At 67.9% G+C, this 11,591-nt stretch carries 11 protein-coding genes; 7 read left to right on the top strand and 4 right to left on the bottom strand.

What is annotated here, in order from left to right; all coding sequences use genetic code 11:
• Positions 1–106 precede the first annotated feature (106 nt).
• Entirely contained in the window at positions 107–1,702 is a 1,596-nt protein-coding gene (locus GRI75_RS13760) for a phosphoenolpyruvate carboxykinase (protein ID WP_160747576.1), read from the top strand.
• A 150-nt stretch (positions 1,703–1,852) separates the two neighbouring features.
• On the opposite strand, the gene GRI75_RS13765 is transcribed toward GRI75_RS13760, so the two are convergent.
• Positions 1,853–3,694, bottom strand: coding sequence for a DUF885 domain-containing protein (locus GRI75_RS13765; protein ID WP_160747577.1), 1,842 nt, complete (start codon positions 3,692–3,694; stop codon positions 1,853–1,855).
• Positions 3,695–3,724: 30 nt separating this feature from the next.
• Entirely contained in the window at positions 3,725–4,051 is a 327-nt protein-coding gene (locus tag GRI75_RS13770; protein WP_160747578.1) for a DUF3597 family protein, read from the bottom strand.
• A gap of 86 nt (positions 4,052–4,137) precedes the next feature.
• On the opposite strand from GRI75_RS13770, the gene GRI75_RS13775 reads away from it, so the two are divergent.
• Complete coding sequence (locus GRI75_RS13775; RefSeq protein ID WP_160747579.1) at positions 4,138–4,341, top strand: hypothetical protein; 204 nt, start codon at positions 4,138–4,140, stop codon at positions 4,339–4,341.
• A 177-nt stretch (positions 4,342–4,518) separates the two neighbouring features.
• Here the strand turns inward: GRI75_RS13775 and GRI75_RS13780 are convergent, their stop codons facing one another.
• Positions 4,519–5,175, bottom strand: coding sequence for an alpha/beta hydrolase (locus GRI75_RS13780; protein ID WP_160747580.1), 657 nt, complete (start codon positions 5,173–5,175; stop codon positions 4,519–4,521).
• 94 nt (positions 5,176–5,269) lie between these two features.
• Between GRI75_RS13780 and GRI75_RS13785 the strand changes: the two genes are divergently transcribed.
• The 5 genes from GRI75_RS13785 (at position 5,270) to parC (ending at position 10,783) form a co-directional block, all read left to right on the top strand.
• Entirely contained in the window at positions 5,270–6,346 is a 1,077-nt protein-coding gene (locus tag GRI75_RS13785) for a cysteine desulfurase family protein (protein WP_160747581.1), read from the top strand.
• A 204-nt stretch (positions 6,347–6,550) separates the two neighbouring features.
• A complete protein-coding gene (locus GRI75_RS13790; RefSeq protein ID WP_160747582.1) occupies positions 6,551–7,636 on the top strand; it encodes a cysteine desulfurase family protein in 1,086 nt (361 codons plus the stop codon).
• A 2-nt stretch (positions 7,637–7,638) separates the two neighbouring features.
• Positions 7,639–7,971 carry a 2Fe-2S iron-sulfur cluster-binding protein gene (locus GRI75_RS13795; protein WP_160747583.1) on the top strand — a complete coding sequence of 111 codons (333 nt, stop codon included), beginning with the start codon at positions 7,639–7,641 and terminating at the stop codon, positions 7,969–7,971.
• Positions 7,972–8,178: 207 nt separating this feature from the next.
• Positions 8,179–8,391: a hypothetical protein gene (locus GRI75_RS13800; RefSeq protein WP_160747584.1), complete on the top strand. Its 213-nt coding sequence runs from the start codon at positions 8,179–8,181 to the stop codon at positions 8,389–8,391.
• A gap of 103 nt (positions 8,392–8,494) precedes the next feature.
• Positions 8,495–10,783 carry a DNA topoisomerase IV subunit A gene (parC, locus tag GRI75_RS13805; RefSeq protein ID WP_160747585.1) on the top strand — a complete coding sequence of 763 codons (2,289 nt, stop codon included), beginning with the start codon at positions 8,495–8,497 and terminating at the stop codon, positions 10,781–10,783.
• 216 nt (positions 10,784–10,999) lie between these two features.
• On the opposite strand, the gene GRI75_RS13810 is transcribed toward parC, so the two are convergent.
• Positions 11,000–11,542, bottom strand: coding sequence for a hypothetical protein (locus GRI75_RS13810; protein WP_160747586.1), 543 nt, complete (start codon positions 11,540–11,542; stop codon positions 11,000–11,002).
• Between the last annotated feature and the right edge of the window lie 49 nt (positions 11,543–11,591).

Genomic DNA, 11,591 nt, shown 5'->3' on the forward strand with positions numbered 1-11,591 from the left:
AAAGTCGGGGAGTCAATTTGACGTATCGCCGCTCGGCGACTATGCGCGGGCTATGCAGGCCGCCGCCGCTGCGCGGTCCGTTTCCCGTCGCATATGGAGACGCTACTTGACCGCTTCGCTTTCAGGCTCACTGGCCGATTTGGGCATTAACACCAACGCCGAGATCAAGGCCAATCTGGGCACCGCCGCGCTGGCCGAACAAGCCATCATCAATGGCGAAGGGCGCCTGGCGAAGGACGGCCCGCTCGTCGTCGAAACCGGCAAGCACACCGGCCGCAGCGCCAAGGACAAGTTCATCGTGCGCGATGCCGAGACAGAAAGCACCGTCTGGTGGGGCAAGGTCAACGTGCCGATGACGCCGGAGCACTTCGCCGCGCTGAAAGCCGATTTCTTTGCCGCGCTGGCCGACAAGGACCGGCTCTATGTCGCCGACCTGTTCGGCGGATCGCAGCCGGAGCATCGCGTCAACGTGCGGGTGATCAACGAGTTGGCCTGGCACAACATGTTCATCCGCACGCTGCTGGTGCGCCCGACGGCTGAGGAGCTGAAAGGCTTCGCGCCCGAGTACACGATCATCGACCTGCCGAGCTTCCGCGCTGATCCCGAGCGCCACGGCACGCGCAGCGAAACGGTCGTTGCTGTGAACCTGAGCGAGAAGCTGATCCTGATCGGCGGCACCAAGTATGCCGGCGAGATGAAGAAGAGCGTGTTCGGCATCCTCAACTACCTGCTGCCGACGCGCGGCGTGATGCCGATGCACTGCAGCGCCAACATCGGCCCCGATGGCAAGACCGCGGTGTTCTTCGGCCTTTCCGGCACCGGCAAGACGACCCTTTCGGCAGACGCCACCCGCACGCTGATCGGCGACGACGAGCACGGCTGGTCGGACACCGCCGTGTTCAACTTCGAAGGCGGCTGCTACGCCAAGATGATCCGCCTTTCGCCGGAAGCGGAGCCGGAAATCTACGCCACCACGAAGATGTTCGGCACCGTGCTCGAGAACGTCGTGATGGACCCCGAGACGCGCGAGCTCGACTTCGACGACAACTCGCTGGCCGAGAATTCGCGCGGCGCCTACCCGATCGAGTTCATCCCCAACACCTCGGCCGACAACCTCGGCCCGGTTCCGGCCAACGTCGTCATGCTCACGGCCGACGCCTTCGGCGTGCTGCCCCCGATCGCGCGGCTGACGCCGGACCAGGCGATGTATCATTTCCTGTCGGGCTACACCGCCAAGGTCGCGGGCACCGAGATCGGCGTGACCGAACCTGAAGCGACCTTCAGCACCTGCTTCGGCGCGCCGTTCATGCCGCGCCACCCCAGCGTCTACGGCAACCTGCTCAAGGAGCGGATCGCCAAGGGCGGGGTGCAGTGCTGGCTGCTCAACACCGGCTGGACCGGCGGCAAGTACGGCGTCGGCAAGCGCATGCCGATCAAGGCGACCCGCGCGCTGCTGAACGCCGCGCTCGACGGTTCGCTGAACAATGCGGAGTTCCGCAAGGACCCGAACTTCGGCTTCGACGTGCCGGTGGCGGTCGAAGGCGTCGACAGCGCGATCCTCGATCCGCGCGCGACCTGGAGCGACAAGGAAGAGTACGACCGCACCGCCCAGAAGCTGGTCCAGCTGTTCGTCGACAACTTCGCCCAGTTCGAAGCCCACGTCGACCAGGGCGTACGCGACGCGGCTCCCCAGGCGGCGTAAACGTCGACTAGAAAATCCTCCCCCTCTGGGGGAGGTGGCATCGCGTAGCGATGACGGTGGGGGCGTGGCCTGGTGCGAACGTTCGTCCAGGCCAGCCCCCACCACCGCCTTCGGCGGTCCCCCTCCCCGTTCCGGGGAGGATTGGGCCGATCAGGCCTTCGCGCCGGCGATGTAGCGGTCGACGTTCTTGGCCAGCACGTCCATCGGCACGTTGCCGCCCAGGATCACGGCGTCGTTGAATGCCTTGAAGTCGTAGGCCGGCCCGAGCTCGCGCTGCGCCCGGTCGCGCTGGCGCACGATGGTGGAGTGGCCGACCTTGTAGCCGCAGGCCTGGCCGGGCCAGGAGCAGTAGCGGTCGACTTCGCTCTCGACTTCCTCGCGCTTCGATCCGTTGCGCTCGACGAAGAAGTTCACCGACTGCGCCCGGCTCCACCGCTTGTGGTGCAGCCCGGTGTCGACCACCATCCGGCAGGCGCGGAAGGCGAGGCTCTGGAGATAGCCGAGCCGGCCGACCTGGAAATCCTCGTAGGCGCCGAGTTCGTCGGCGATCTGCTCCGCGTACAGCGCCCAGCCTTCGGAGAAGGCGTTGAACGCGAGGATCGAGCGGATCAGCGGCAGCTTGTTCGAGTATTCGCCTTCCCAGACGTGACCGGGGATCGTCTCGTGGTAGGTGAGGTCGGCGAGATCGTACTTCCGGTGCAAGTCGGTGGTGCGCAAGTTGATCCACATCCGCCCGGGGATCGATCCGTCCTTGCTGCCCGCGCCGCCGTAGGCGCCGGGCGCGCCAGGCTCTTCGGCTAGCGGCAGGCGGCGGACTTCGAGATTGGGATCGACCAGCGTGTTGAAGGCGCGCGGCATCTGCGCCGTGATCCAGTCGATCCGCTCGCGGATGAAGGCCATGATCTCGGCGCGGCCGGGATCGCCCTCCGCGAACTTGTAGCGCGGGTCCTCGCTGAGGGCGGTCATGCGGGCGCCGACGCTGCCTTCGGCATAGCCGATGTCGCGCAGGATCGGGTCCATGCGCGCGTGTAGGGAGGCGAGCTCCTCCAGCCCCTGTTCGTGCACTTCGTCGGGCGTCAGGGTGGTCGTGGTGCTGGCGCGCAGGGCCCAGCGGTACCATTCCTCGCCGCCGGGCTGGGACCACATGCCGGGATCGCTGTCCGCCACCGCCCGCTCGGCCCGCAACTCGGCAAGCTGGCGCTCCAGAGCCGCGGCGATCGGGCCGGTGACGATCGGCCGCGCGCGCGCATCCCAATCGCCGGCGACTTTCCCGTCGGCCGCGTTCTTCACCAGCGAGCTCACCAGCGATCCGCCCGATCGGGCGTCCGTGATGGTCGCTTCCATCTGCGAGATGGCCTTGTCGAGCAGGAAATCCGGCGGGACGACGCCGATCGCGCGGGCTGCGCGGATCCGTTCGAGCTCGCCGTCCAGGACCGCCGGCACCTGTTCGAGGCGCGCAATGTAGGCTTCGGCATCGCTGGCATCGCGCACCGGATGAGTCGAATCGAAGAAGCGCGGCAGGTCGAGATAGGCGCCGACGTTCTGGATCACGACGTACGGTGCGTTGCGCCAGCCGCCGACCGCGACGTCGCCATAGGGCAGGGCGAGGCCGTCGAGAGACGTCGAATAGGCGCTTTCAACCACTTCGAAGCTGGTGCGCGTGGTCGGATCGAGGTTCGAGGTATCCACCGCGCGGGCGCGGGCGAGATCGGCCCGCAGCGTCGCTTCCAGCGCATCGACCGCCGCCTGGGAGGAGCCGCCGAGCTGCCTGCGCATATACGCCCGCTCGCCGGTATCCAGGCCCAGCGCAGTCGCTCCGGCCGGCGAGTGTTCCAGCAGGTTCCAGGCAATGTCGTCGAGCAGCGCCTGCGGCGCCAGCGACCCGGGACCGGCGGCGAGCGTGCGGGCGCAACCGGGGAGAGCGAAGGCGGAAACACCGGCGGCCAGGCCGGCGAGCGCCTGGCGGCGGGTGATCGTTGCGGATGAAATCATGAGCAAGGTCTAGCCGCCCTTGCCATGCTGTCAATCGGGGCGGTCTCCGCTGACGTGGGCCGGTTCGTCCCGGTCCTGGCTGCCGAGTTCCTGCAGAGTTCGCCGGTGGAGCCAGTTGTCCATGTCCTGCGATCCGTCGGCCGGGCCGGGGTAGCCCAGCTCCTGAGCCAGGGCGATGCGGGATTCGAGGCTGGAGTCGACGCCGATCAGGGTCATCAGGTCGACGATCGAGCTGCGCCAGGAGAGATGGTCCGCCCCGGGCATCGCGTCGAGGTGGTTCTCGATGTCGATCAGGTGGGGCTCGTGTTCCGCCTCGTGACCCAGCAGCGCATCCCTGATCGAACTGAAAACACCCATCGCGCCGGTTCCTCCTTGGCTTCCAAGGTCAACCGGCGGCGCGAAGCGGGGTTCCGCGCGGGCGCGGTCCGTTCTAGGCTCGCGCCATGGAAACGGTGCTCTCGATCGTCATGCTGGCCGCGCTCGCCCTGATCGCCGGGGCTTTCTGGCTGTGGCGGCGCCAGGGCGCGATCAAGCAGGTCTGGCTGATGCTGCTGCTGGCCGGTGTCATGCTGATCAACGTGGCGATCTGGACGATCCCGGACGCGAGCGGCACCGCCCCGATGGAGCATGCCGCCGCGCTGGAGTGAGTGCTTGCTAGGGCATTGTCAGCAGACGTCGTCCCGGACTTGATCCGGGACCGCTGGCGTCTTCGCGGCGCCGTAGCAGGGAAGTTCCAGGCGGCCAGCGGTCCCGGGTCAAGCCCGGGACGACGACTTCAGCGGAAGCCAGCGGTCCGGGGTCGAGCCCGGGACGACTCATGGACCTCAGCGGATCGGGCAGCTCGGGTCGAGGCGGAAGTCGAGGTAGTTGTCGACCGACTTCATCAGTTCGTCGGTTTCGTTTTCGAAGAAGTGGTTCGCCCGGGGGATTTCCTCGTGGTGAATCGTGATGTGCTTCTGCGTGCGCAGCTTCTCCACCAGCTTCGTCACCGCCTGCGGCTGCACGACCGTGTCCGCCGCGCCCTGGATGAAGATGCCCGAGGCGGGGCAGGGGGCGAGGAACGAGAAATCGTACATGTTGGCCGGCGGGGCGATCGAGATGAACCCGCGGACTTCGGGACGGCGCATCAGCAGCTGCATGCCGATCAGCGCCCCGAAGCTGACGCCGGCGACCCAGGTGGTCTGCGCTTCCTGGTGGATCGACTGCACCCAGTCGAGCGCGGCGGCGGCGTCGGACAGTTCGCCGATCCCGTTGTCGAAGCTGCCCTGGCTGCGGCCGACGCCGCGGAAGTTGAAGCGCAGCACGGCGAAGCCGCGATCCACGAACGTCTTGTAAAGGCGCTGCACGATGCGGTCGTTCATGGTTCCCCCGCCCTGCGAATGCGGGTGGAGGATCATCGCGACCGGGGCGCGAGGGCGGGGCGGCGGGGCGAACCGGCCTTCGAGGCGGCCTTCGGGGCCGGGGAAAATGACGGCGGGCATTGGCGTGCTCTCTGGCAAGGGGTTTGCACGCGGCTGGCGCGTGCGAGGTTGGCGGCTATATAGTGCGCGTGCAACATTTCGCAATTCCCACGCGATGACCCGAGTCTATCTCGATCACGCCGCCACCACGCCCTTGCGCCCCGAAGCGGCCGAGGCGATGCGGCGCGGCTTCGATCTCTGGGCCAATCCGTCGAGCCCGCACGCCGAAGGCCGCGCGGCGAGGGCCGCGCTGGAGGATGCGCGGGCGCGGGTAAAAGCGGCGCTCGGCTGGCAGGGGGAGGTGATCTTCACCAGCGGCGCCAGCGAGGCGGCGGCCCTTGCTCTTGGCCAGGCCAAGGCCGGGGAGCGGCTGGTCAGCGCGGTGGAACACGATGCGGTGCTCAAGGCCGCGACCGGCGCCACGGTGCTGCCGGTGCGCCCCGACGGAGCGCTGGACCTGGCGGTGCTGGAGCGGGAACTCGCGGCGGCGGACGAGCCGCTAGTGGCGGTCCAGTCCATCAACTCCGAAACCGGCAATCGGCAGGACCTGGCGGAGATCGGCAGCGCGGTGCGTGGCGCCGGGGGCCTGCTGCTGGCCGATTGCGCGCAGAGCGCCGGCAAGTTCCCGTTGCCTGACGCCGACATGATCGTGATTTCAGCGCACAAGTTCGGCGGCCCGGTCGGCATCGGCGCGCTGCTGGTGAAGGATTTCGCCATGCTGCACCCGGTCGGCGGGCAGGAGCGCGGCTATCGCCGGGGCACGGAAAGCCTGCCGGCAGTGCTCGGCCTTGCGGCGGCCCTGGAGGCCGGCGGCGACCCTTACCTCGACCACGAAGTGTTGGCTCCGCTGGAGGGCTTCGCCGCCGAAGTTCGCGCGCTCCGCGGAGAGTGGCTGTCCGACCGCCTTTCCAACCCGACGCCCTACATTCGCGCAATCGCCATGCCGCGCCTCTCCGGCAGCGCGCAATTGATGCGCTTCGACATGGCCGGCATCGCCGTGAGCCAGGGCAGCGCCTGTTCCTCGGGCAGCCTGCGAACCAGCCACGTGCTCGAGGCGATGGCCCTCGACGCCGAGACCGCCTCACGCACGATCCGCGTGAGCTTCGGCTGGAACACCCTGCGGGCGGAGGTCGAGCGCTTCTGCGACGCCTGGATTGCCATGGCCCGCGACGCCGCCGAAAGGGCCGCATGATCGGTTTCCCCACCGCCGTTCGTGCTGAGCTTGTCGAAGCACCTTGCTCGGCGCCCGCCGCCCTTCGACAAGCTCAGGGCGAACGGGGTAGGGGCACCGCATGATTCGCTCCCTCTCCACCGTTCGTGCTGAGCTTGTCGAAGCACCTTGTCCGGCACTCGCCGCCCTTCGAGAGGCTCAGGGCGAACGGAGTAGGGGCACCGCATGATCTATCTCGATTACCAGGCGACCACGCCGCTCGCGCCCGAGGCGAAAGAGGCGATGCTGCGCTGGCTCGCCGGGCCGGAGGGGGACGGATACGGCAACCCGCACAGCTCGCACAGGCTCGGCCGGCTGGCCGGCGCGGCGGTCGACATCGCGCGCGAGCAGGTCGCGGCGCTGTTCCCGCCGGGTGGCACCGTCACGTTCACCAGCGGCGCGACCGAGGCGCTCAACATCGCCATGCGCGGCTGCGAGCCGGGGCGCAGTGGCCATGGGATCGCCGTCAGCGCGATCGAGCATTCCGCCGTCCTGCGTACGGCTGAGGCGCTGGCCGGTTCACCCCACGTCATCCCAGTCGATGGCGAGGGGCTGGTCGATCCCCTGGCCGAATGGCCGGAGAGCACCGGCATCGTCGCCGTCATGCAGGTCAACAACGAGATCGGCACCGTCCAGCCGGTGGCGGAGCTGTACCGGCGAGCGAAAGCCAAGGGCGCGCTATTCGTGTGCGATGCGGTGCAGGCGGCCGGCAAGATGCCGATCGCCGATGCCGACATGATCGCCATAACGGCGCACAAGTTCCACGGGCCCAAGGGCATCGGCGCGCTGTGGGTGCGCGAGGGGATCGAGCTGACGCCGAGTGTCAGCGGCGGCGGGCAGGAGCGCGGCCTGCGCTCGGGAACCCTGAGCCCCGCACTCTGTGCCGGGTTCGGCGCTGCAGCCAAGCTGGCGCTGGAGCGGATGGAGCAAGACCGGGCTCACGTCGCCGCGCTGTTCGACCGCGCCCGCGATCTCCTGCCCGGCTGGCAGCTCAACGGCAGCGCCACGCAGCGCTACAAAGGCAATCTCAACATCCACCGGGAGGGCATCGACGTGCCCCGGCTGATGTCGGACGTGCGCGACATCTGCTTCTCCGCCGGCTCAGCCTGCGCGAGCGAATCGAAGATGCCCAGCCGGATTCTTTCCGCAATCGGGCTCACCCCGGCGCAGGCGCGCGGCTCGATCCGCCTGGGCTTCGGGCGCTACACCACTATGGCCGAGCTGGAAGAAGCCTCGGCGCGCATCGACGCGGCCGCGGCGCTGCAGGAGTGACGATGGTTCGGGTCCGCTTTATCGATCGTGACGGCAACGCAACCGAGGCCGAAGGCGCGCCCGGCACCAGCTTGCTCGAGCTGGGCCAGGCCGCCGGAATGCCGCTCGAGGGAACGTGCGAAGGCCAGATGGCCTGCTCGACCTGCCACGTCGTCGTCGCCGGGGAATGGTTCGACCGGCTCAGGCCGGCGAGCGAAGAGGAAGAGGACATGCTCGACCTCGCCGCCAGCGTCACGCGCAACAGCCGCCTTTCCTGTCAGATCGATCTGACGGAGGAGCTCGACGGGCTCGAGGTGCGCATTCCCGCCGAGGCGCGGGACATGCAGAAGCACTGATATCGGCGTACCGGCCCTTGTTGTTTCGGCGCCCGTGGCGTAGGCGGTGCTTCCTCCAGAGCAAATTCATCCCGGCGGCCCGGACCGCGTGGCCACATTCGCGAGAGCGCCGCTCCGGCGCAATCTGAAGCCAAAACTTCCAGCACTCTCCCGCACGCGGCGGGGGAGCGGCCACCTGCGCACGAAGCGCATCGAAAGGACCACCGCATGCCCAGCAGCAGCAGCCTCAAGCCCTTCCTCATCGCCAAGGACGAAGAAGGCCAGGTCCGCCTGACCGTCCGCGAGACGCGGTACAACAGCCAGGGCTACCCGTGGGTCACCGCGCGCCTCGTCGAGCAGCCTTTCGCCAGCGCCGCCGCGGCGCGTGCGCATGCCGCCGAAGAGTACGGCGCCAAGGCCGGCGAGTTCGCCGCCAAGTAAGCCTGACGTCACCGCGGCTCGAGAGCCGGGAAGCGCTTTACGGATGGGGAAAGCCCTTCCGGAGGTGCTGTCCCGCGCGCTTTGGCAATGTTAGGGCAGCCGCATGGTGACCACCGTGGATCATGAGAAAGACCCGTTCGACGCCATCGTCGACGCTCCGTTCGATAGCGCCTTGTCGGAGCGCTACCTGGTCTATGCCCTGTCGACGATCACTGCCCGTTCGCTGCCCGACCTGCGGGACGGGCTGAAGCCGGTCCACCGGCGGATCCTGTGGGGCATGCGCGGGCTGCGGCTGACGCCGGACAGCGCCTACAAGAAGTGCTCGCGCATCGTCGGCGACGTGATGGGCAAGTACCATCCGCACGGCAACCTGGCGCTTTACGACGCGATGGTCCGGCTCGCGCAGCCGTTCACGCTGCGCTATCCGCTGGTCGACGGGCAGGGCAACTTCGGCAACATCGACGGCGATAACGCGGCGGCCGAGCGCTACACCGAAGCGCGGCTGACCAAGACCGCGATGCAGCTGATGGAAGGCCTCGACGAAGGCACCGTCGATTTCGTCCCGACCTACAACAACGAGGAAGAAGAGCCGACGATCTTCCCGGGGCTGTTCCCCAACCTGCTCGCCAACGGCGCCAGCGGCATCGCCGTGGGCATGGCGACGAGCATCCCGAGCCACAACGTCGCCGAAGTGATCGATGCGACGCTGGAGCTGATCGACAATCCCAGCGTCGAGCACTCCCGGCTGATGGAGCTGTTCCAGGGGCCGGACTTCGCCACTGGCGGACTGATCGTCGATTCCGCCGCGGCGATCAGCCACGCCTACGAAACCGGGCGCGGCAGCTTCCGCGTGCGCGGCCGCTTCTACGCTGCGGAAGCCGAACGGGAAGAGGACCGCGAGGCCGGCATCGAGCGGCTCGGCGGCGGGCAGTACCAACTGGTCATCTCCGAGATCCCTTACCAGGTGCCCAAAGGCAAGCTGATCGAGCAGATCGCCCAGGCGATTGCCGACCGCAAGGTGCCGATCCTCGAAGACGTGCGCGACGAGAGCGACGAGCAGGTGCGCATCGTGCTCGTGCCCAAGAGCCGCAACGTCGACCCCGACCTGCTCAAGGAATCGATCTACAAGCTGACCGATCTCGAGACCCGCTTCGGGCTCAACCTCAACGTGCTCGACGCCACGCGCACGCCGATGGTCATGGGGCTGAAGGAGCTGCTCGAGCACTGGGTCCTGCACCAGATCGACATCCTGCAGCGCCGCACCCGCCATCGTCTGCAAAAGATCGCCGACCGGCTGGAGCTGGTCGAAGGCTACATCGTCGCCTTCCTCAACCTTGACCGGGTGATCGAGATCATCCGCACCGAGGACGAGCCCAAGCCGGTGATGATGGCCGAGTTCGGCCTGACCGACCGCCAGGCCGAAGCGATCCTCAACATGCGCCTGCGCTCCCTGCGCAGGCTCGAGGAGATGCAGCTCCGCCAGGAGAAGGACACGCTGGAGAAGGAGCGGGCCGAGCTGGAGAAGCTGCTCGACAGCCCCGCTCGGCAGCGCACCCGGCTGAAGCGCGACCTGACGGCGATGCGCAAGGACTACGCCGAGGACACTCCGCTCGGCCGCCGCCGCACGACCATCGCCGAGGCGGCGCCCACGGTCGAGTTTAGCATGGACGCGATGATCGAGAAGGAGCCGGTGACGGTGATCCTCTCCCAGCGCGGCTGGATCCGCGCGGCGAAGGGGCACATGCCGCTCGATACCGAGTTCAAGTACAAGGAAGGCGACGAGCAGGCGTTCGTCATCCACGCGCAGACGACCGACAAGCTGCTGCTGGCGGCGGACGACGGGCGCTTCTTCACCCTCGGCGCCGACAAGCTGCCCGGCGCGCGCGGCTTCGGCGAGCCGATCCGCAACACGCTCGACATCGATACCGAGGCGCAGATCGTCTCGGTGATCGTGCACAAGCCCGGTACGCAGCTCCTGCTCGCTTCCACGACGGGCAAAGGCTTCGCCGCGGTGACCGACGAGCTACTCGCCGAGACGCGTAAGGGCCGCCAAGTGGTCAACATCAAACCCGGCGCGAAGCTCGCCGTCGCCCGTCCGATCGCGCCCGAGCACGACCACATCGCGGTCGTCGGCGACAACCGCAAGCTGGTGATCTTCAACCTCGAGGAACTGCCGCTGATGACGCGCGGGCAGGGCGTCACCCTCCAGCGCTACCGCGACGGCGGCCTGTCGGACGCGATCACCATCAAGCTCGACGAAGGTCTGAGCTGGCAAATGGGCGGCGACAGCGGCCGCACCCGCACCGAGGACGACGTGCGCGAATGGAAAGTCGCCCGCGGCGCCGCCGGCCGCCTGCCGCCGAGGGGCTTCCCCAAGAACAACAAGTTCTAGTACTTTCAAGATCCTCCCCCCTTGGGGGCGGTGGCAGCGCGAAGCGCTGACGGAGGGGGCTTGGCCTGGCTCTACCGTTCCTCCAGGCCAGCCCCCTCCACCACCGCCTTCGGCGGCGGTCCCCCTCCCCCAGAGGGGGAGGATCTTAGTAAGCCGCCACAAAAAAGGGCGCCCAGCTCGCACTGGACGCCCCCTTAACACTTAGATCCCGCAAGCTTACGAAGCGGAAGCCTCGGCGCTGGCGCCGAGCGCGGTCTTGACCTGGTCGGCCTGCACCTGCGCAGTCACGCTGCCCTGGCCCGGCAGGAAGTTTTCCTTCTTCAGCGCGAACGCGCCCCATTGGGTCTCGACGGTCACATCCTCGCCTTCGATGGCGCCGACGGAACCGAGCGCGGTGCCGTTGACGTCCACGACGGGCGTGCCGGCGACCAGCACCGCTTCGAGTTCCGCGGCGGCCTTCGCCAATTGCTCGTCGACCATGGTGTTGAGCTGGTCGCGGCCGACGGCGATCGTCGTCTGGCCTTCGGCATTCTCACCGAAGCGGTCGAGCGGAAGCCCGATCTTGTGCTTGCCGGTGTCCAGCGTGGCGACGCCATCGGCAACGCTCTCGATGGTGCCGACTTCGTTGCCCTCAGGGCCGTAGATGGTCAGGCCGGCGGCCACTTCGGTGGTTGCGGCAGCGTCCTGCGCCATTGCGGCGCCGGAGGCGGAAGCCAGCGACAGCGCGCCGGCAGCCAGAAGAGCTTTGGTGAAGTTCAAGATTTATCCCCTCTCGGTTTGTAGGGCCGGGCGCACTGACATGTCCGCG

It is taken from the genome of Croceibacterium soli (genome assembly GCF_009828065.1).
GTDB classification, from domain to species: Bacteria; Pseudomonadota; Alphaproteobacteria; order Sphingomonadales; family Sphingomonadaceae; genus Croceibacterium_B; species Croceibacterium_B soli.

Excerpts from the sequence above, each read along its gene's own strand:
- GRI75_RS13770 (WP_160747578.1), bottom strand. The coding sequence starts at position 4,051 with ATGGGTGTTTTCAGTTCGATCAGGGATGCGCTGCTGGGTCACGAGGCG.
- GRI75_RS13795 (WP_160747583.1), top strand. The coding sequence starts at position 7,639 with ATGGTTCGGGTCCGCTTTATCGATCGTGACGGCAACGCAACCGAGGCC.
- GRI75_RS13765 (WP_160747577.1), bottom strand. The coding sequence starts at position 3,694 with ATGATTTCATCCGCAACGATCACCCGCCGCCAGGCGCTCGCCGGCCTG.
- GRI75_RS13800 (WP_160747584.1), top strand. The coding sequence starts at position 8,179 with ATGCCCAGCAGCAGCAGCCTCAAGCCCTTCCTCATCGCCAAGGACGAA.
- GRI75_RS13775 (WP_160747579.1), top strand. The coding sequence starts at position 4,138 with ATGGAAACGGTGCTCTCGATCGTCATGCTGGCCGCGCTCGCCCTGATC.
- GRI75_RS13785 (WP_160747581.1), top strand. The coding sequence starts at position 5,270 with ATGACCCGAGTCTATCTCGATCACGCCGCCACCACGCCCTTGCGCCCC.
- parC (WP_160747585.1), top strand. The coding sequence starts at position 8,495 with ATGGTGACCACCGTGGATCATGAGAAAGACCCGTTCGACGCCATCGTC.
- GRI75_RS13790 (WP_160747582.1), top strand. The coding sequence starts at position 6,551 with ATGATCTATCTCGATTACCAGGCGACCACGCCGCTCGCGCCCGAGGCG.
- GRI75_RS13780 (WP_160747580.1), bottom strand. The coding sequence starts at position 5,175 with ATGCCCGCCGTCATTTTCCCCGGCCCCGAAGGCCGCCTCGAAGGCCGG.